The sequence below is a fragment of the Burkholderia sp. HI2714 genome (assembly GCF_002223085.1).
GTDB lineage: Bacteria > Pseudomonadota > Gammaproteobacteria > Burkholderiales > Burkholderiaceae > Burkholderia > Burkholderia lata_D.
Genome location: NZ_NKFM01000050.1, coordinates 14,988 through 35,571, shown reverse-complemented (window position 1 = coordinate 35,571; position 20,584 = coordinate 14,988). Strand labels below are relative to the sequence as shown.

Annotated in this window: 14 protein-coding genes; 11 read left to right on the top strand and 3 right to left on the bottom strand. The window is 66.5% G+C overall.

Going from position 1 to position 20,584, the window contains the following annotated elements; genetic code table 11:
- Nucleotides 1-394 precede the first annotated feature (394 nt).
- Complete coding sequence (locus CFB82_RS25550; RefSeq protein ID WP_143750966.1) at nucleotides 395-1,000, bottom strand: hypothetical protein; 606 nt, start codon at nucleotides 998-1,000, stop codon at nucleotides 395-397.
- 780 nt (nucleotides 1,001-1,780) lie between these two features.
- Nucleotides 1,781-3,241: an efflux transporter outer membrane subunit gene (locus CFB82_RS25545; RefSeq protein WP_089485793.1), complete on the bottom strand. Its 1,461-nt coding sequence runs from the start codon at nucleotides 3,239-3,241 to the stop codon at nucleotides 1,781-1,783.
- A 77-nt stretch (nucleotides 3,242-3,318) separates the two neighbouring features.
- Here CFB82_RS25545 and CFB82_RS25540 point away from each other — a divergent pair, with 77 nt between their 5' ends.
- The 4 genes from CFB82_RS25540 (at nucleotide 3,319) to CFB82_RS25525 (ending at nucleotide 9,118) form a co-directional block, all read left to right on the top strand.
- Complete coding sequence (locus CFB82_RS25540; RefSeq protein WP_069251585.1) at nucleotides 3,319-3,936, top strand: TetR/AcrR family transcriptional regulator; 618 nt, start codon at nucleotides 3,319-3,321, stop codon at nucleotides 3,934-3,936.
- 82 nt (nucleotides 3,937-4,018) lie between these two features.
- The gene (locus CFB82_RS25535) at nucleotides 4,019-5,137 is read left to right on the top strand and encodes an efflux RND transporter periplasmic adaptor subunit (RefSeq protein ID WP_089485792.1); all 1,119 of its coding nucleotides are present in this window, start codon (nucleotides 4,019-4,021) and stop codon (nucleotides 5,135-5,137) included.
- The gene (locus tag CFB82_RS25530; protein WP_089485791.1) at nucleotides 5,134-8,274 is read left to right on the top strand and encodes an efflux RND transporter permease subunit; all 3,141 of its coding nucleotides are present in this window, start codon (nucleotides 5,134-5,136) and stop codon (nucleotides 8,272-8,274) included. The genes CFB82_RS25535 and CFB82_RS25530 overlap by 4 nt, the downstream gene beginning before the upstream one ends.
- A 37-nt stretch (nucleotides 8,275-8,311) precedes the next feature.
- A complete protein-coding gene (locus CFB82_RS25525) occupies nucleotides 8,312-9,118 on the top strand; it encodes an oxidoreductase (protein ID WP_089485798.1) in 807 nt (268 codons plus the stop codon).
- 135 nt (nucleotides 9,119-9,253) lie between these two features.
- Here CFB82_RS25525 and CFB82_RS25520 read toward each other — a convergent pair whose 3' ends face one another.
- Nucleotides 9,254-9,979, bottom strand: coding sequence for a TetR/AcrR family transcriptional regulator (locus CFB82_RS25520; protein WP_089485790.1), 726 nt, complete (start codon nucleotides 9,977-9,979; stop codon nucleotides 9,254-9,256).
- A 444-nt stretch (nucleotides 9,980-10,423) separates the two neighbouring features.
- Between CFB82_RS25520 and CFB82_RS25515 the strand changes: the two genes are divergently transcribed.
- The 7 genes from CFB82_RS25515 to CFB82_RS25485 all read left to right on the top strand — a co-directional run bounded on the left by CFB82_RS25515 (nucleotide 10,424) and on the right by CFB82_RS25485 (nucleotide 20,476).
- Nucleotides 10,424-11,590, top strand: a complete 1,167-nt coding sequence (locus CFB82_RS25515) for an efflux RND transporter periplasmic adaptor subunit (RefSeq protein ID WP_373558849.1) — start codon at nucleotides 10,424-10,426, stop codon at nucleotides 11,588-11,590.
- On the top strand, nucleotides 11,587-14,757 hold the full coding sequence (locus CFB82_RS25510) for an efflux RND transporter permease subunit (RefSeq protein WP_089485789.1): 3,171 nt from the start codon (nucleotides 11,587-11,589) through the stop codon (nucleotides 14,755-14,757). Before CFB82_RS25515 ends, CFB82_RS25510 begins: the two co-directional genes overlap by 4 nt.
- A complete protein-coding gene (locus CFB82_RS25505; protein ID WP_373558848.1) occupies nucleotides 14,751-16,223 on the top strand; it encodes an efflux transporter outer membrane subunit in 1,473 nt (490 codons plus the stop codon). The genes CFB82_RS25510 and CFB82_RS25505 overlap by 7 nt, the downstream gene beginning before the upstream one ends.
- 128 nt (nucleotides 16,224-16,351) lie before the next feature.
- Complete coding sequence (locus CFB82_RS25500; RefSeq protein WP_089485788.1) at nucleotides 16,352-17,680, top strand: paraquat-inducible protein A; 1,329 nt, start codon at nucleotides 16,352-16,354, stop codon at nucleotides 17,678-17,680.
- 41 nt (nucleotides 17,681-17,721) lie between these two features.
- The gene (locus tag CFB82_RS25495; protein WP_089485787.1) at nucleotides 17,722-19,317 is read left to right on the top strand and encodes a PqiB family protein; all 1,596 of its coding nucleotides are present in this window, start codon (nucleotides 17,722-17,724) and stop codon (nucleotides 19,315-19,317) included.
- Complete coding sequence (locus CFB82_RS25490; RefSeq protein ID WP_089485786.1) at nucleotides 19,314-19,973, top strand: PqiC family protein; 660 nt, start codon at nucleotides 19,314-19,316, stop codon at nucleotides 19,971-19,973. Before CFB82_RS25495 ends, CFB82_RS25490 begins: the two co-directional genes overlap by 4 nt.
- Entirely contained in the window at nucleotides 19,970-20,476 is a 507-nt protein-coding gene (locus CFB82_RS25485; protein WP_089485785.1) for a TetR/AcrR family transcriptional regulator, read from the top strand. Before CFB82_RS25490 ends, CFB82_RS25485 begins: the two co-directional genes overlap by 4 nt.
- The last annotated feature ends 108 nt before the right edge of the window (nucleotides 20,477-20,584 follow it).

The following is a 20,584-nucleotide window of genomic DNA, read 5'->3' as shown; positions in this document are numbered from 1 at the left end:
TACAGCCCGGAGCTCAATCGCATCGAGAAACTGTGGCACAAGATGAAATATGAGTGGCTGGCCTTCAAGGCGCGTGACATCCAAACCCTTGAAGAAGACGTCGATACGGTCCTTCAAGGATTCGGATCAAATTATAGATTTACTTTCTGTTGAGAGCTTACCAGCGCATCGCGTCGTAGGTTGCCGCTTGGGCGGGAGAGGGCGTCACATAATGTAAGCACGTCTCGTTGCCCATGAACCTCTTTTCGGTTCGGTATTGGCTCGCGCTGTTTTGCGTGATGCCAGGGTGCTCGGCGAGTCATCGGTGTGGCGATCAGAGGAATTAACATCACATGCGGCAATTCACTTGACCGCCATACGAGTCACATTGAATTAAATCGATGTGTCGAAGAGATCAATTTGCCTTCTTAAAGGTGGCGGTCCCGGTGATCGGCGGCTTCCCATTAAATGCCGAGTTTCCGCTTCCAGAGAGGATCCCGATTACGGTTCCGTCGTTCGCGGCAAATTGAAGTGTCGTTGAAGCCACTCCAATGGTAAGCGTGAAGGACACAGTTCCATATGACAACAGCTGCGTCGGCGTAAGGGTCTGGCCGTTCAGCGTCCGAAGAAAGGAAAGATCGGCTGAGGAGGTGTACGCGCCGTACCCCGAAACTGCAAGCGTAATCGCAGTTTGGGTCGCATCGTAGGAAAGAGCCTGGCAATTCAAGGTGAGGAGTTGATACCCACTGACCACCCTAATCGTGAAAGGTCCGCCTGCATTGATGAAGGCCAAGTCTTCGCCGTGGGACTTCTTGAAAATCTCGGGGTGATCTTTCGCAATAAGCTCGGCTGTCTTGTTGGCTTCTTCGATTGCAAGAGCAGCAACTACTCCGTATGCATTTTTCTGTTCACTGGTAAGAGATTGAACATTCTCGGACATTTTTTCACCCGTTTTGTTTCGGTTCGAAGGATGCGTGCATGGCAAGATCGTCGCGTCGCGAAAATAATCGAGCACATTCACGCCTTGACTTGCAAATATTGAGTTATCTGCAATTCAAGTTATTCGCGATTTGCCTATGTCGGGGCTCGCTTGAATATGAAATTATGCGAACCCCAACGGGTGATCAATTACACGTGATTACACGCGTATAAAACTAGGGCTGGCAAATCGATGCCCCCGGCCTGATGAATTCACGGGCATGCATCATGGAGGCGGCAATGATCAAGTCGCGGAGCCGAGGCAACGGCGTTGGTCAATATCATTGCGCGCACTATGAGGTGTACCGGCGGGGCTGCTGGAGCGTGAGTTGAGCGATACCGCGCGGGAGATCCGGCATCTGTGCCGGATCATTCGTAACACCTGGCGCGGGATGCATGCGGCGGACGGGCGTATTGCGCGATCGCGATTCACAAAAAGCGCCTGTCGTGGCAGGCGTTTCGAAGGAGGCGATTTCGGGCTTGTTACGCTATTGCCTCGCGCGAGGAGCGACACCTTGATTGCCCGGATCATCACTGTAACTCCGCAAATTCAATTTGACATAACGTGAATTATCGCACGTTTTGGTTGTAGTAGCTAAGTTCAAATGTCCGCTTCTGGCTAAGTTCAGATGTCCGTTTCTCGACCCATCGTAAGCTGACCGGCTGCCGGTTGTCCGGCGCCGGGAGCTTCGATGACTGCGACAGAACGGATCACGATGACGATGCGCGAGCTGGACAGGTTCAAGGTCATTCAGGAGACGGCAAGCTCAAGCCATGGCGTGCAGTCCGTCACTTCCCGCCAAGGCATCGCTACAGACGACCGTTATCGACTGGCGACGGCTTCGGACGCCGCCCCTTGCCATCCTCCACCGAGCGCCTTGAACGCGGCCACCGACGCCCGAGCCGCCTCGGTTTTCGCCTGCACGCGCTCGTCCGATGCACGCAGCAGGCTCTCGTCCGCTTGCAACACCTCAATCAGGCTGACAACGCCTTTCTGGTACGCCGCGAACGACGCGGCCCTCGCGCGGCCGAGCGAATCCACGCCGTCGGCGAGAACCGCCGCCTGCTCATCGCGCCTGACGAGCGCGGAGAACGCGTTCTCGACGTCCTCGGTGGCGTGCAGCGCCGCGAGCCGATACGCAGCAAGCATTTCGGCATCCTGCCCTTTGGCCTGCGCGATCTGCGCATTGATACGGCCGAAGTCGAACAAACGCCAGCGCAGGCCGAGCACGCCGGCAGCCTGGTTCGCGCCGCCTGCAAACAGGTTGCCCGCGCCCATCGTCGTCGCGCTGCCGATCAACCCGCTCAGCGAGTACTTCGGGTAATACTCGGCAATGGCCGCGCCGATGCGCGCGTTCGACGCCGCAAGGCGCCGCTCGGCGACGATCAGGTCGGGCCGCCGCCTGAGGAGTTCGCCTGGCGTTCCCGTCGCCGCGATCCGCGGTGCAGCCGGCACGTCGTCGCCGTCGAGCAACTCCGCACGATACGTACCGGGTTGCGAGCCGAGCATCACGTCGAGCGCATTCATCGCCGTGTCCAGCGCCGCTTCGAGAACCGGCACCGTTGCGCGAACCTGAGCGAGCGCGCCTTCGGCCTGCCTGACCTGAAGCTCAGCCGCGAGCCCCTTTCCATACAGCAGATTGATGGTCGACAACAGATCCTGTTCGGTCTGCACCTGATGCCGCGCGACCTTCAGCCGGCCCTGCAACCCGCGAATCGTGATGTAGATGTCCGCCGTCTGCGCGGCCACGGCAAGGCGCGTGGCGACCGCCGCCGCTTCGGAGGCCTGATAGTCGGCGAGCGCGGCTTCCCGCCCGCGGCGCAACCCGCCGAACACATCCAGTTCCCAGCTCGCGTTTAAATCGGCCTCGTAGTCGTTGCCGTGACGGTCGAAACCGGGCGTCGAATTCAGCACGCGTCCCAGCGGCGTTTCGACCGACTGGTAGACGCGCGCGGCTTGACCGGTCACAGTGCCCGAAGGCAACAGCGCCGCATTGGCCGCACCGAGCCCGGCACGCGCTTGCGTGACGCGTGCCGCGGCCTGCGCGAGATCGAGGTTCTGCGCGAGCGCGAGCGTGACGAAGCGGGTCAACTGCGGATCGCCGAAGCCCGTCCACCACGTCGCGAGCTCCGCTTCGGCTGCCGCGTGCCGCTGCTCTACGGCGCTCTGGCCCTGGAAACGCTGCGGCATGGCGATGTCCGGCCGCACATAGTCGGGACCGACGGCGCATCCCGCCGACAGGAGCGCGGCAAGCACCGCGGCAACGATGGGTTTCGGTAGCATGATGGTTTTAGCCAAGATCAGATAGTGACCATAATACCAAATAGTCACTCGTTGTCCATCCCTGCCAGCCGCAACCCATGAAAGAAAACACTGCTTCCCCCGCTCCCGCACGCGGCCCGGCCGATCACGACGTGCGGGACCAGATCGTGGCCGCCGCCACCGAGCACTTCAGCCGGTACGGCTATGAAAAGACGACCGTGTCCGATCTCGCGAAGGCCATCGGTTTCTCGAAGGCCTATATCTACAAGTTCTTCGAGTCGAAACAGGCGATCGGCGAGATGATCTGCGCGAACTGCCTGCACGAAATCGAAACCGACGTGCGCGTCGCCGTCGCCGAGGCGGAACGGCCCACCGAAAAGCTGCGACGCATGTTCAAGGTCTTTACGGAAGCGAGCCTGCGGCTGTTCTTCCGCGACCGCAAGCTGTACGACATCGCCGCGTCGGCCGCCACCGGCAACTGGCAGTCGGTGCAGGCCTATGAGGCGCGCGTGCAGCAACTGTTGCAGGAGGTGCTGCAGGCGGGCCGGCAAAGCGGCGAGTTCGAGCGCAAGACGCCGTTGGACGAAACCGCGACGGCGATCTACCTCGTGATGCGGCCATACCTGAATCCGCTGCTGCTGCAGTACAACCTCGACACGACCGACGCCGCGCCCGCGCAGCTGTCGAACCTGGTGCTCCGCAGCCTCGCCCCGTGAATCGACACCGATTGTGACCATTGACTATTTTGGTCACGAGATACACAATGAAAGCCCCCATCACTTCGTCAGTGGGTCTTTCATGGTCCGGCGTCGTCCCGCTCTTCTCGCAGTCGCTTCCGCACTGCCCCTCGCACTAGCCGCCTGCAGCGGAAAAGCGCCTTCCGATCCGCGCACGGAGGCGCCGCTCGTGCGTACCGCCATCGTGCAGGCGGCCGCGCCCGCGTCACGCTCGTTTACCGGAACCGTCGCCGCACGCGTGCAGAGCGACCTCGGGTTCCGGGTGTCCGGCAAGGTGCTGGAGCGACTCGTCGATACCGGGCAAACCGTCCGGCGCGGCCAGCCGCTGATGCGGATCGATCCCGTCGACCTGAAGCTCGCGGCGCGCGCACGCGACGAAGCAGTGGCCGCGGCACGGGCACGTGCGCGGCAGACCGCCGAGGACGAAGCGCGCTACCGCGACCTGCGCGGCACCGGCGCGATCTCGGCATCGGCCTATGACCAGGTCAAGGCAGCGGCCGATGCCGCGAAAGCCCAGCTGAGCGCCGCCGAGGCCGACGCCGGCGTCGCGCGCAATGCGACCGGCTATGCGGAACTCGTCGCGGACGGCGACGGCGTCGTGATGGACACCCTCGCGGAGCCCGGCCAGGTCGTCAGCGCCGGCCAGCCGGTCGTGCGGCTCGCGCACGCCGGCAGCCGGGAAGCCGTGATCCAGTTGCCGGAAACGCTGCGCCCCGCGGTCGGCTCCGTGGCGCAGGCCGAGCTGTTCGGCAAGCCGGGCTCGAGTGTCCCCGCGACGCTGCGCCAGCTCTCCGATACCGCGGATGCGCGAACGCGCACGTTCGAAGCCCGCTACGTGCTGCAAGGCACGCTGGCCGCCGCGCCGCTGGGCGCGACCGTCACGATCCGCATACCGGGCGACGCACGCGCGACGCCGCAAGCCGGCCTGCAGGTGCCGATCGGCGCGCTGCTGGACGGGGGCAAAGGGCCCGGCGTGTGGGTCGTCGCCGGCGAGCCGGCCAAGGTGGGATGGCGGCCGGTCACGGTCGAGCATGTGGATGACGACAGCGCGCGCGTGTCCGGCGCACTCAAGCAAGGCGACCGGGTCGTCGCGCTCGGCGCGCAGTTGCTGCATGACGGTGACGCGGTCCGCGTGGCCGCGCAGGCCGCCACGCTCGCACGCGAAGGAGTACGGCCGTGAGCGAGCGCCGCTTCAACCTGTCGGCGCTCGCGGTGCGCGAGCGCGCGATCACGCTGTTCCTGATCTGCCTGATTTCGCTCGCGGGGCTCGTATCGTTCTTCAAGCTGGGCCGCGCGGAAGACCCGGCATTCACCGTCAAGGTGATGACCATCGTCACCGCATGGCCAGGCGCGACCGCGCAGGAAATGCACGACCAGGTGGCCGAAAAGATCGAAAAGCGCATGCAGGAGCTGCGCTGGTACGACCGCAGCGAAACCTACACGCGCCCCGGCCTCGCGTTCACGACGCTGACGTTGCTCGACAGCACGCCACCGTCCGAGGTGCAGGAGCAGTTCTATCAGGCGCGCAAGAAGATCGGCGACGTGGCGAACGATCTGCCGGCCGGCGTGATCGGCCCGCTGGTCAACGACGAATACGCGGACGTCACGTTCGCGCTGTTCGCGCTGAAGGCCAGGGGCGAACCGCAGCGCCTGCTGGTGCGCGATGCGGAGGCGCAGCGCCAGCGGCTGCTGCATGTGCCGGGCGTGAAGAAGGTCGACATCATCGGCGAACAGGCGGAGCGCATCTACGTGCAGCTGTCGCACGACCGGCTCGCGACGCTCGGCGTGAGCCCGCAGGACGTATTCGCCGCGCTCAACGGACAAAACGCGCTGACGCCGGCCGGCTCGGTCGAGACGCGCGGGCCGGAGATCTTCATTCGCGTGGACGGCGCGTTCGACAAGCTGCAGAAGATTCGCGACACGCCGATCGTCGCGCAGGGCCGCACGCTGAAACTGTCGGACATCGCCACCGTCGAGCGCGGCTACGAAGACCCGTCGACGTTCATGATCCGCAACAACGGCGAACCCGCGCTGCTGCTCGGGGTCGTGATGCGCGACGGCTGGAACGGGCTCGACCTCGGCCGTGCGCTGGACCGGGAAGTCGGTGCGATCAACGCGGCGCTGCCGCTCGGCATGAGCCTGACCAAGGTCACCGACCAGTCCGTGAACATCAGCTCCGCCGTCGACGAGTTCATGGTCAAGTTCTTCGCCGCGCTGCTCGTCGTGATGCTGGTGAGCTTCGTCAGCATGGGCTGGCGCGTGGGCCTCGTCGTCGCCGCGGCCGTGCCGCTGACGCTGGCCGTGGTGTTCGTCGTGATGGCCGCCACCGGCAAGAACTTCGACCGCATCACGCTCGGCTCGCTGATCCTCGCGCTCGGGCTGCTGGTCGACGACGCGATCATCGCGATCGAAATGATGGTCGTGAAAATGGAGGAAGGCTACGACCGCGTGGCCGCGTCGGCGTATGCGTGGAGCCATACGGCCGCGCCGATGCTGGCCGGCACGCTGGTCACCGCGGTCGGCTTCATGCCGAACGGCTTCGCGCGCTCCACCGCGGGCGAATACACCAGCAACATGTTCTGGATCGTCGGGATCGCGCTGATCGCATCGTGGGTCGTTGCCGTGGCCTTCACGCCGTACCTCGGCGTGAAGATGCTGCCGAACCTCAAGAAGTTCGAAGGCGGTCACGATGCGATCTACGACACGCCCCGCTACAACCGCTTCCGGCAATTGCTGACGCGCGTGATCGCCCGCAAATGGCTCGTCGCCGGGTCGGTCGTCGCCCTCTTCGTGCTCGCGATGGTCGGCATGGCGGTCGTCAAGAAGCAGTTTTTCCCGATCTCGGATCGTCCCGAGGTGCTGATCGAGGTGCAGATGCCGTACGGCACGTCGATTTCGCAAACGAGCGCTGCCACGTCGAAGGTCGAGGCGTGGCTCGCGAAGCAGAAGGAAGCGAGGATCGTCACCGCGTACGTCGGCCAGGGCGCGCCGCGCTTTTATCTGGCGATGGGGCCGGAACTGCCCGATCCGTCGTTCGCGAAGATCGTGGTGCGCACCGACAGCCAGGACGAGCGCGACGCGTTGAAGGCGCGCCTGCGGCGGGCCATCGCCGACGGCCTCGCGCCCGAAGCGCGCGTGCGCGTGACGCAGCTCGTGTTCGGTCCGTATTCGCCGTTCCCGGTGGCCTACCGGATCACGGGCCCCGATCCGGACAAGCTGCGCGGTATCGCGACCGATGTCGAGCGTGTGATGAACGGCAGCCCGATGATGCGCACGGTCAATGCCGACTGGGGCACGCGCGCGCCGACGCTGCACTTCACGTTGCAGCAGGACCGCCTGCAGGCAGTCGGGTTGACGTCCAGTGCGGTCGCGCAGCAGCTGCAGTTCCTGCTGACCGGGGTGCCCGTCACCGCGGTGCGCGAGGATATCCGGACCGTACAGGTGATCGCGCGGTCGGGCGGCGATGCGCGGCTCGACCCGGCGCGGCTCGACGACTTCACGCTCGCCGGCGCGAACGGGCAGCGCATCCCGCTGTCGCAGGTCGGCAAGGTCGACGTGCGGATGGAAGAGCCGATCATGCGCTGGCGCGATCGCGAGCCGACGCTCACGGTGCGCGGCGACATCGCCGACGGCTTGCAGCCGCCGGACGTGTCGGCTGCGATCACGCAGCAGCTTCAGCCGATCATCGCCGCGCTGCCGAGCGGCTATCGAATCGAGGAAGCCGGCTCCATCGAGGAATCCGGCAAGGCCACGAAGGCGATGCTGCCGCTCTTCCCGATCATGCTGGCGGTCACGCTCGTCATCATCATCTTCCAGGTGCGCTCGATCTCCGCGATGGTGATGGTGTTCATGACGAGCCCGCTCGGCCTGATCGGCGTGGTGCCGACATTGATCCTGTTCCGGCAGCCGTTCGGCATCAATGCGCTGGTCGGCCTCATCGCGCTGTCGGGGATCCTGATGCGCAACACGCTGATCCTGATCGGCCAGATTCACCAGAACGAACAGGCGGGACTGGATCCGTTCCACGCGGTCGTCGAAGCGACCGTGCAGCGGGCGCGCCCGGTGATCCTGACCGCCATGGCGGCCGTGCTGGCGTTCATTCCGCTCACGCATTCGGTGTTCTGGGGCACGCTCGCGTATACGCTGATCGGCGGCACGTTCGCCGGGACGATCCTCACGCTGATGTTCCTGCCGGCGATGTACGCGATCTGGTTCAGGATCCGGCCCGGTCATTCCGCCGCCGCCCGCCACGGCGGCCATGAACCGGCATCGCCGGGCGAGCCCGCACTTCAGCCCGCGCTGGACGCGCGCGATTGATTACGCCAATCCATTCACCGTATCGAAGGAAGCAGCCATGTCGAATTCCACCGTTGTCGTCGTGACCGGCGTGTCGTCGGGCATCGGGCGCGTTGCCGCGGAACGATTTGCCAAACGCGGGTGCCGCGTGTTCGGCACCGTGCGCAGCATTGCGCGAACGGCGCCCGTCGCTGGCGTCGAGTTGATCGAGATGGACGTTCGTGACGACGCGTCCGTTCAATCGGGTATCCAAGCGATCATCGATCGCGCGGCGCGTATCGACGTGCTCGTGAACAATGCGGGCATGAGCCTGATCGGCGCGGTGGAGGAGACCTCCGTGGCCGAAGCCGCGGCGTTGTTCGACACCAACGTATTCAGCATCCTGCGTACGACCCATGCGGTGCTTCCGCACATGCGGGCACGACGGCGCGGCCGGATCGTCAATGTCAGCTCGGTGCTCGGCTTCCTGCCGGCGCCCTATATGGGACTCTATTCGGCATCCAAACATGCGGTGGAGGGTTTGACCGAAACGCTGGATCACGAACTGCGCCAGTTCGGCATTCGCGCGACGCTGGTCGAACCGTCGTTTACGCGGACCAGCCTGGACGTCAATGCGCCGCAGGCTGGCGCGCCGATCGCCGAGTACGACCGCGAGCGAACGCTTGCGTCGCGCGCCGTCGTCGACAGCGTGAAAGCCGCGCCGCATCCCGACGGGGTGGCCGCCACCATCGTCGACGCAGCGCTCGGCGCATGGCGGATGCGACGCACGCCGGCCGGTGAGGCGTCGCTGTTGCGCAAATTGCGGCGCTTCATGCCGGCCGGCCCCGTCGATTCGAGCCTGCGGAAAAAATTCCGGCTCGCGTGACGCAGTCCGCAACGATGTGATCATGGACCGCGCGCTGAGCGGAGTCCGGCGGCGTGCTCGCTACTGGACACGGTGGCGTTGCCGCCCTCGTTACCCCACCCGGGCGTCCCGACGTGCGACGGCGGCTACCGCCGCTCAATCGCGGCCCGTCGCGGCAAAATCGCCCGGCGGTAGCGGGCGATTCGCGACGTCCTGCGCGTCGACGCGCGTCAGGCCGAGCGTCTGCAATACCACCGCAGCGGCACGCTCCGGAAAACCACCCTCCTCGCTCGCCTGCACCCTGCTTCCGCTCGCGACCTTGTCGGCCGCATAAACCTCCGCCGTGAGGACCGCGAGAATCGTCCCCGTCATCGCGAGCAAGCTCACGAACGGATCGTTGACGACAAAACGGCGTGCCGCGATCCCGCGCTCGCTGTCCCGCCTCAGACGCTTGCCCAGCCCTTGATCGAGCGCGCGCGCCGAGAAGCCCTCCCGCATCAGAAAGCGGCCCCATAAGCGCTCCCGGCGTGCTCGCATGAGCGTGTGGCGCACGCATACGGACACGACCTCAGCGGGATCCGACAAGCCGCCCGCGAGACGCTCGAGCCCGTCCGCGAAATCGTCGAACACCCACTCCGTCAGCGCGGCGAAGACGCCGTCCTTCGATTCGAAGTGGTAGTAGAACGAGCCGAACCCCACATCCGCGGCCTCGGTGATCTCGCTGATCGCCACGTTGTCCCTCCCCTTTTCCGCCATCAGCCTGAACGCCGCCTGCAGCAAACGCATGCGCGTCGCCTGCTTGCGGCGAGCGCCGCGCGGCTGGCGATGCGCCGCCTCCCCGACGGAGGCGTTCGGACGACGGGGCCCGACCGTTCGGTCCATGAGCGCGCCTTCCCTGTTCGTAAGAATTTTCTGCATGCCGCAATTTTAGATTACAAACTCATACTTGACAACATTATCAGTTATGAGTCTAATCTCGAAAATCGCAGCACAGGGTTCCTGTGCCACCACGGCGTCCGACGCGCGGTAGCGGGCAACGCCAGCGCGTCCACGGCCTGTGCAAGCCGTCGCCGCCGGTTCGTTATCCCGTCGTGCGCCAGGTCCGGACACCAGGCGCGACGGCGATGTGAGGCGTCGCCCGGTTCTGTCGACCGGCCGCGCCGCCGAAGCGACCGATCCGTCGGTAGATCGGCGGCCGTCGCAGTGCATGGGCATCGGTAGCCCGGAAACGCGGACGATTTGCGTCACAAATATTGGAGTACTGATTTATCAGCAGGATCGTCGTCGAATTTTTTCAGTTGACCTCTCACTTGTCTTGGAAACATCGTGAAATCACCCAGTCTTGACGCGCGGAATGTAACGCGCCCGTTTCTGACACGCCTCGCGCCGCCGGTTCGGCGGGCGCCGATCGCTTTCGCCTGCTGTGCGATTCTGCTGACGGCCTGCCACTCGCACGAAGCGCCCGCGCCCGAATTGCAACCGGTCGTTGCGCTGGCGGTTCATGCGGACAACGACGCAGGGCAGCGCGTGCTGCCCGCGCAGGTCCAGGCACGATATTCGACGCCGCTGTCGTTCCGGGTCGGCGGCAAGATCGTCGAGCGGCGCGTGCGAATCGGCGACGTCGTCAAGGCAGGCCAGGCACTCGCGATGCTCGATCCGGCCGACCTGCGCAACACGCTGCTGAATGCCCGTGCGCAGCTCGATGCCGCCGAGCATCGCGCCGTTTATGCAAAACAGCAACTGGAGCGCGACCGCGCGCAAGCCCAGGCCAACCTGATTGCGCCGGCACAGCTCGAGACGACGCAGGACGCGTATGCATCGGCGGTCGCGCAACGCGATTCCGCCCTCGCTCAAATGGCGCTCGCCGACGATCATCTGCGCTATGCGACGCTGATCGCGGATCACGACGGGGTCATCACGTCTGAAGACGCCAATACCGGACAGAACGTCGAGTCCGGCCAGGCGGTGTATCACCTCGACTGGAGCGGGGATCTCGACATCGTGTGCGACGTCTCGGAGCGTGACCTGCGCGATCTCGCCGTCGGCCGCGTCGCTCACGTCGGCCTGACGGCACTGCCGGGAAAGATCCTCGACGCACGCGTGCGTGAAATCGCGGCAGCGGCCGATCCGCAGAGCCGCACGTGGCGCGTGAAGCTGACGTTGATCGCGCCGGGGCCGGACGTCCGCTCGGGCATGACCGCCAACGTCACGTTCGACGGTACCGCCGAAGCCGCCGCCGACCACGCGATCACGCTGCCGGCCACCGCACTCTTTCACCGCGGCGAAACGCCGGCAGTCTGGGTCGTCCGCAAGGGCAGCGACACGCTGGAACTGCGCCCGGTTTCGATCGGACGCTACGACGAGCGCACGGTGTCCATTACGTCGGGGCTCGAGAGCGGCGAGCGCGTCGTGATGCAAGGCGTCCATACGGTCAGCGCCGGCGAGCGCGTACGCGCCGTGCCGCCGCTGCATCCCGAGGAGTTCCCGTCATGAACGCCCCCGAACGTCAACATCCGTCGGACGGCCCGCACGATGCGCGAACCGATGCCGGCTCGGGCGACGACCGTCGCTTCAATCTGTCCTCGTGGGCGCTCAAGCATCAGCAACTGGTGATTTTTTTGATCGGTCTCGCAACGATCTTCGGCGTGATCGGCTATACGCGGCTCGCGCAATCCGAGGACCCGCCGTTCACGTTCCGCACCATGGTGATCCAGACCTACTGGCCGGGCGCCTCGGCGCGCGAAGTGCAGGAACAGATCACCGACCGCATCGGCCGCCAGCTCCAGGCCGCGCCGTACGTCGACAACATCAAGAGCTACTCGCGCCCCGGCGAATCGATGATTTTCTTCGCGATGAAGGATTCGGCGCCGGTCGACCAGGTGCCCGAAACCTGGTATCAGGTGCGCAAGAAGGTCGGCGATATCCGCTCGACACTGCCGAAGGGAACGGTCGGACCGTTCTTCAACGATGAATTCGGCGACGTCTATACCAACGTCTATGCGCTCGAAGGCGACGGGTACTCGCCGGCGCAGTTGCACGATTACGCGGACAGACTGCGCGCCGTGCTGTTGCGCGTGCCGGGCGTCGCGAAGGTCGACTACTTCGGCGACCCGGCCCAGCACGTGTTCGTCGAGATCTCGAATGCGCAGCTGACGCGGCTCGCCATCACGCCGCAGCAGCTCGCGCAGGCCATCGATGCACAAAACGCCGTCGCGCCGGTCGGCACCATCACGACAGCGGACGATCGCGTATTCGTGAGGCCGAGCGGGGCGTTCAAGGACACGCAGGCGCTTGCCGACATGCTGATCACCGTGAACGACCGGACGTTTCGGCTCGGCGACGTCGCGAAGATCACGCGCGGCTACGACGACCCGCCCGTCACGCAGATGCGTACGAACGGCCATGCCGTGCTCGGCATCGGCGTCACGATGCAAAAAGGCGGCGACGTGATCGACCTCGGCAAGGCGCTCGACGCGAAGGCAGCCGAGCTCCAGGCCGGTCTGCCGGCCGGCCTGAAGCTGACCTCGGTGTCGAGCATGCCGCATGCCGTCAAGCACTCGGTGGACGACTTCGTCGAAGCGGTCGGCGAAGCCGTCGCGATCGTGCTCGTCGTCAGCCTCGTGTCGCTCGGCCTGCGTACCGGGATGGTCGTCGTCATCACGATTCCGATCGTGCTGGCCGTGACGGCACTGTGCATGCACGTGTTCGGCATCGGTCTGGACAAGGTGTCGCTCGGCACGTTGGTGCTCGCGCTCGGGCTGTTGGTGGACGATGCGATCATCGCCGTCGAGATGATGGCGGTGAAGCTCGAACAGGGCTGGAGCCGCGCGCGCGCGGCGGCCTTCGCCTACACGAGCACGGCATTCCCGATGCTGACGGGCACGCTCGTCACGGTATCCGGCTTCCTGCCGATCGCGCTCGCGAAATCGAGCACCGGCGAATACACGCGATCGATTTTCGAGGTATCGGCGATCGCGCTGATCGTATCGTGGTTCGCGGCCGTCGTGCTGGTGCCGCTGCTCGGCTACCACATGCTGCCCGAGCAGGCGCATCGCGACGGTCACGCGCACGGAGACGAGGTGTACGACACGGGCTTCTACCGCCGGCTGTCCGGGTGGATCTCGGCTTGCATCGAGCGCCGCTGGGTGGTGCTCGGCCTCACCGCCGTGCTGTTCGCGATCGCGATGGCCGCGTTCACGCGCGTGCCGCAGCAGTTTTTCCCGAATTCGGAGCGGCCCGAACTGCTCGTCGACATGCGCTTGCCGGAAGGCGCCTCGTTCGAGGCGACCCTGCGCGAGGCGAAACGGCTCGAAAAGGTGCTCGACGGTCGCCCCGAAATCGACCACGTGGTCGATTTCGTCGGCACCGGCGCGCCGCGTTTCTATCTGCCCCTCGACCAGCAGCTTCAGCAGCCGAACTTCGCGCAGTTCGTGATCACGGCCAAGGACGTCGAGACGCGCGACCGGCTGTCGCACTGGCTCGAATCGACGCTCGCCAGCCGCTTCCCGACCGTGCGCACCCGCGTCGCGCGGCTCGAGAACGGGCCGCCCGTCGGCTTCCCGATCAAGTTCCGGGTCAGCGGCGACGACATCGCCGCCGTCCGCGGCATCGCGGAAAAAGTGGCGGACAAGGTGCGCGCCGACGCCCGTACGCGCAACGTGCAGTTCGACTGGGACGAGCCGGCCGAGCGGTCGGTCTCGTTCGAGATCGACCAGCTCAAGGCACGCCAGCTCGGCGTGACGTCGGAAGACGTGTCGGGCTTTCTCGCGATGACCCTGTCTGGCTACACCGTCACGCAGTATCGCGAGCGCGACAAGCTCATCGACGTCGATCTGCGCGCGCCGAAGAGCGAACGCATCGATCCGTCGAAGCTCACAGGCCTGGCGATCCCGACGCCGCACGGCCCGGTGCCGCTCGGCACGATCGGCCACGTGCGCGACACGCTCGAATACGGCGTGATCTGGGAACGCGATCGTCAGCCGACCGTCACCGTGCAGGCCGACGTGCGCGGCGAAGCGCCGAGCATCGGCGTGACGCGCGACATCGACGCCGCGCTGGCCACGGTGCGCGCCTCGCTGCCGGCCGGCTACCGGATCGAGGTCGGCGGCGCGGCCGAGGAAAGCATGAAGGGCCAGACCTCGATCAATGCGCAGATGCCGATCATGATCATCACGGTGCTGACGCTGCTGATGATCCAGCTCAAGCGCTTCTCGCGCACCTTCATCGTCGTGCTGACGGCGCCGCTCGGCCTGATCGGCGTGGTCGCCGCGCTGCTGCTGTTCGGCAAGCCGTTCGGCTTCGTCGCGTTGCTCGGCGTGATCGCGATGTTCGGGATCATCATGCGCAACTCCGTGATCCTGGTCGACCAGATCGACCAGGACATCGCGGCCGGGCATCCACGCTTCGCCGCGATCGTGGGCGCGACCGTGCGCCGCTTCCGGCCGATCATGCTGACCGCCGCCGCAGCCGTGCTCGCGCTGATTCCGCTGCTGCGCTCGGGCTTCTTCGGCCCGATGGCCACGGCGCTGATGGGTGGCATCACGATCGCGACGGTGCTGACCATCTTTTTCCTGCCGGCCCTCTATGCGACCTGCTTCAAGGTGCGCAGCGACGAACGCGAGTCGCGCGCAATGACCGTCGCATCCTCGGAGACATGCTGATGACAATCCCTCGTATCACATCGGTGCTCGCCGCGAGCGCGGCGCTTGGCCTGAGCGGCTGTGCCATGGCGCCGAGCAGCACGCCGCCCGCGATGCCGTCGCCGGCACACTACGGCGCGATGCCTCAGGCGCCGCGCACCGTCGAAGCGGCAGGTGTCACGCAGCAATTCGACGTCGGCGCCGCCCCCGTCCCGCAATGGTGGCGCCTGTATCGCTCCAGCGCGCTCGACGCGCTGGTCGACGAAGGCCTGCGCGCGAACCCGACACTGGCCGCGACGGAAAAGACGCTCGCCGCCGCGCAGGAGGAACTGCGCGCGCAGATCGGCGCGTCGACGCTGCCGTCGATCGACGCGAACGCGCAGGTCGCCCGTACGCGCACGCCGGACATTTCCGGCGCAGGTGCGCAAAACCTGCGCTACAACGTCTTCGTCGGGCAACTGCAGGCGCATTACACCTTCGACCTGTTCGGCGCCACGCGGTATGCGAACGCGGCAAGCGCCGCACGCGTCGACGTGCGCGGTTGCGAGCTCGAAGCGGCGCGGCGCGCGCTGGCGGCCAACATCGTCGGCACGGCCATCGGCGCCGCGGCGCTCGACCGCCAGATCATGCTGACCGAACGCCTGGTCGCCGTCGCCCAAACGACCGCGCTCGAAGACCAGCAGCGCCAGGCGCTCGGCGCGGTGTCCCGCGTGCAGGCGCTGGCGTCGACCCAAGATGCGGCGTCGCTGACCGCGACGCTGCCGCCGCTGCGCCAGCAACGCGCGCGCGCCGTTCACGCGCTTGCGATCCTGCTCGGCCGCACGCCCGACGCGCCGCCGCCTATCCCCGCTTTCACCGGGCTGTCACTGCCGGAGCACGTGCCCGTCGCCGTGCCGTCCGAGCTGCTGAAGGCGCGCCCCGACATTCGCGCGGCCGCGGCAGCGGTGAAGGCCGCATCGGCCGACGTCGGCGAAGCGACCGCGCAGTTGTTCCCGAGCCTCTCGCTCACCGCAACGATGGGGCGCGGCGGCTTCAGCTGGCCAGCGCTGTTGTCAGGCGCCGGCGGGCTGTGGGCGGTCGGCGCCGGACTGTCGCAGCCGATTTTCCACGGTGGCGCCCTGCTGGCTCACCGACGGGCGTCGCGCGATGCGTACGACGCGGCGGTGCTGCAGTACAAGGCGACGGTGCTGTCCGCGTTCGGCGATGCCGCGGATTCGCTCGCCGCGCTGGACAACGACGCGCAAGCGCTGGCCGCGAACGAACTCGCGGCGCGCGCGGCCGGCGAGGCCTTCCGTGAAACGGTGCAGCGCCGCACGCTGGGTGCCGTTCCGATGACCGCGCAACTGGCGAGCGAGCAGCGCTATCTGAACGCGGATCTCGATGCGGTGCGTGCCGCGAGCCGCCGAATGACCGATACGGCGGCGCTCCTGCAGGCGATGGGCGAACTGCCGCCCGAGACCGGTACGACGGTCGCGGCCCGGCAATAGCCGCCGTTTGTGTCGACGCACCGGTCGCGTGCCTGCGGGCCGCACCGGGCCGAACCTCGATGCCCGATGCCCGGCGTATTGCACGTCCCGCGGCGTCGGGCCTCCGTTACCCGCATGATCGATTCCCGATGAAACCCGATAACCTGGTCGCCTGTCACGAATGCGACCTGCTGCTTCAGCGTCCGCCGCGCCTGCGCGCGCTGATGGCGCGCTGCCCGAGGTGCCGCGCCCGCGTGAGCGGCGCCGCGCACGGCCGCCGCTCACTCGACCGGCTGTGCGCATTGACGCTTGCCGCGCTGCTGACCTGTTGCATCGCGCAAGCCTTCCCGATCGTCGCGCTCGATGCGGCGGGCATGGCGACGCGCGCGACGCTCGGCGACGCGGTGCTCGCGCTATGGTCGAACGGCCAGCCGGTGGTGGCCGTGCTGGTGTTCTGCACGACGATGCTGTTCCCGCTACTGGAGCTGGCCGCGTGGCTGTACCTGCTCGTGCCATTGCGCGCGGGCCGCGTACCGAGGCGCTTCGCGACGGTCCTGCTCGGCACTCGGCTGTTGCAGCCGTGGAGCATGGTGGAAGTGCTGATGCTCGGCGTACTGATCACGATCGTCAAGATGACGAGCCTCGCGCACGTGCTCGCCGAGCCCGCGCTGTTCGCGTTCGGCGCGCTTACCGTGATGCTCGGCATGCTGTCGTCGATCGATCCGGTCCGCCTGTGGGAAGCGCGCGACGAACTCGTCGCGCTGCAGCCGGACGGCGCCGCGCGCACGACGCCACCCTGCTCCGACATGGCGCATCACGCCACGTCCCGGTTAGCCGAAGGACCGACGCGCATGACGGCCCGCGCGGCGGGATTGATCGCCTGTCACCACTGCGCGCGTGTGCAGCCGGCACATGCGTCCGACCCGCGCTGCACGCGCTGCGGTTCGCGGCTGCACGCGCGCCGCCCGCACAGTGCGGCCCGCACGGGCGCGCTCGCCGCCGCGGCCGCACTGCTCTACGTCCCGGCGAACCTGTTGCCCGTCATGCATGCGACGTCACTCGGCCGGGCCGAGGACGACACGATCCTCGGCGGCGTCGCGTACTTCTGGACGTCCGGCGACTGGGCGCTCGCCGTCATCGTGTTCATTGCAAGCGTGCTCGTGCCGATGCTCAAGCTTGCGATCCTCGCATTTCAGGCAATCGCCGCCCACCGCGGCGTGCAATGGCGGCCGCTCGAACGCGCCCGGCTGCACCGCCTCGTCGAGCGCGTGGGCCGCTGGTCGATGCTCGACGTGTTCGTCGTCGCGCTCACGATCGCGCTCGTGCATTTCGGCTCGTTCGCCGACATCACGCCCGGCCCCGGCGCGCTCGCGTTCGGCGCCGTGGTCGTGCTGACGATGGTCGCGTCGATGCAGTTCGATCCGCGGCTCATCTGGGACGGCGCGCCACGCCCGGCTACCGGCCGCCACCAACCCTGAAACGGGCGCCAGCCCGCCGACTCCTTTCGTATTTCAGAACGATGTCTCCTTTCGATATTCCTCCGCCCGAGATCCGGCCGTACAGCCGCTGGATCCCGTCCCTCGTCTGGATCGTGCCGCTCGTATGCGCACTGATCGGGCTGTCGCTCGTGATCCGGACCGTCGCCGCGACCGGCCCGACGATCACGGTCACGTTCGCCAACGCCGATGGCCTCGAAGCCGGCAAGACCAAGGTCCGCTACAAGGACGTCGATATCGGCTCGGTCCGGACCATCACGCTCACCCCCGACTTCAAGCGCGTGATCGCGAGCATTCAGCTGACGCGCGATGCGGCGCGGTTCGCGAACCGCGACACGCGCTTCTGGGTCGTTCGGCCGCGCGTCGGCGCCACGGGGATTTCCGGGCTCGGCACACTGCTTTCCGGTGCATACATCGGCGCGGATCTCGGCCGCTCCCCGCAGAAGCAGACCGACTTCACCGGTCTCGAGACGCCGCCCCCCGTCACCGCTGACCAGCAGGGCCGCCGCTATCTGCTGCATGGCGACTCGCTCGGCTCGGTCGACATCGGCTCGCCGGTGTTCTATCGGCATCTGCAGGTCGGCCAGGTCGTCGGCTTCTCGCTCGACAAGGACGGGACCGGTGTCGACGTGCAAGCGTTCGTGAAGGCGCCCTACGACAAGTACGTCGGTACCAACACGCGCTGGTGGCACGCGAGCGGCGTGGATCTGCGGCTCGATTCAAGCGGGCTGAAACTCAATACGCAGTCGCTGGCGACGGTGATCGTCGGCGGCCTCGCATTCCAGTCGCCGCACGGACAGCCGGACGCGCCGCAGGCAGCCGACAACGCGCCGTTCCGGCTCGCATCCGACGAAGCCGACGCGATGCGCGACCCCGACGGCACGCCGCTGATGGTCGTCATGCGCTTCGACCAGTCGCTGCGCGGGCTGGCGGTCGGCGCGCCGGTCGATCTGCGCGGCATTGCGCTCGGCCAGGTCACGAACATCGGCATCGAGTACAACGAGCACGCGCGCAACTTCAGCATGAAGGTCACGATGGCGCTGTATCCGTCGCGACTGAGCCGGCGCAGCGATACGGCGCTGCCCGCGCCCGATACGGCAGGCGGCCACGAACTGCTCGAACACCTGGTCGTGCAGGGGCTGCGCGGGCAACTGCGCACCGGCAGCCTGCTGACCGGCCAGCTCTACGTGGCGCTCGACATGTTCCCGAAGGCGCCGCGCGCCAGCGTGGACGTGCGCCATACGCCGGTGGAGCTTCCGACCGTGCCCAACACGCTCGACGAACTCCAGGTGCAGATTGCCGACATCGCGCACAAGCTCGACCAGGTTCCGTTCGACCGGATCGGCAACAACCTGAACGGCGCACTGGCGCATGCGAACCAGTTGTTCGGCCACCTCGACGAGCAGGTAATACCGCAAGCACGTGACACGCTGGCCGCCGCGCAACGCACGTTCAACGCGGCGGAGTCGACGTTACGGCAGGATTCGCCGATGCAGTCGGACGTACATGACGCGATGCAATCGCTCACGCATACGCTCCAGTCGTTGAACGCGCTCGCCGACTATCTGCAGCGTCATCCCGAATCGCTGCTGTTCGGCAAGAAGGGAGAACAGCAATGAAAGCGCGATCGTTTCACCTGTTTCGCATGCCGTTGCGCATCACGACGTGCGTCGCACTGGCCGTGCTGAGCGCCTGCACGTCGCCGCCCGTGCACTTCCATACCCTCGCGATGACGGATAGTGCCGGCAGCGACGCTGTTGCGTCACCTCCCGCATGGCTGATCGACATCCAGGCCGTGCACGTCACGGCGCCGGCGGACGGCAACCGGTTCGTCGTGCAAAGCGGCCCCGGCCGGGTCGATATCCTCGAGCAGGAGCGCTGGGCCGCGCCGCTCGGCGACGAGATGCGCGACGGGCTGTCGACGCGCGTCGCGTCCCGGCTCGGCACGATCGATGTTCACCGCGTCGCCCATGCTGCCGACGCACCCGTCTACAGGGTCACGGTCAACGTCCAGCGTATCGAGTCGTGGCCTGCATCGCACGTGCTGCTCGATGCGACGTGGAGTGTGAGTTCCGGGGTCGGACAGCCGGCGCTGGCGTGCCGCAGCGTTGTCCGGGCCGGCGCGTCGGCGGGCTACGACGCGCTCGTCGATGCCCATCGCCATGCACTCGAGTTGCTCGCGCTCGACATCGCCGCGGTCATTCGTGCGGAAGCGACACACGCGGCGCCGCGCGCCGGATGCCGTGCGGGAACACTCGACAACAACACCGGATGAAACCCACCCGCCTCACACGCGAGCAACGCAGGCTCGACACCCGCGAGCGGCTCATCGCCACCGCTCGCGCGCTATTCATCGCGAAAGGCTTTGCCGATACGAGCGTCGAACATATCGCCGAGGGCGCCGGTTACACGCGCGGCGCGTTCTATGCGCACTTCGAACACAAGCGCGAACCGTTGATCGAGATCCTGCGCCGAGACCGTGATCGAATGATCTCGATGATTCGGCTGGCGGCGCCGGAAGGCGGCGGTGACAGCACCGCCGCCGACTACGCGGACATCGCCGCCGGCTGGGAATGTTTCCCGCTGTGGGTCGAGGTGCACCTGTACGCACTGCGCGATGCCGGATTCCGGCAGATCATCGACCACATGCACGCCGAACTGGCCGCACCACCGGACGCGGCGGGCACCTCGGACCGCATGACCGAATGGGTGACCGTGCTCGGTGTCGCGCTGTTGCGTGCCGGCGCACGGTGCCCACCGCGCAGCGAGCCGACGTAGGACGCAGCGATGCTCACGCTGGCCGGGCGATGACGGACGCCAGCCGTTGCACAGGGGCTGACTGTCAAATGAGCGCGCGCGCCGCGCTATTCCGTTCAGAAGTACGTC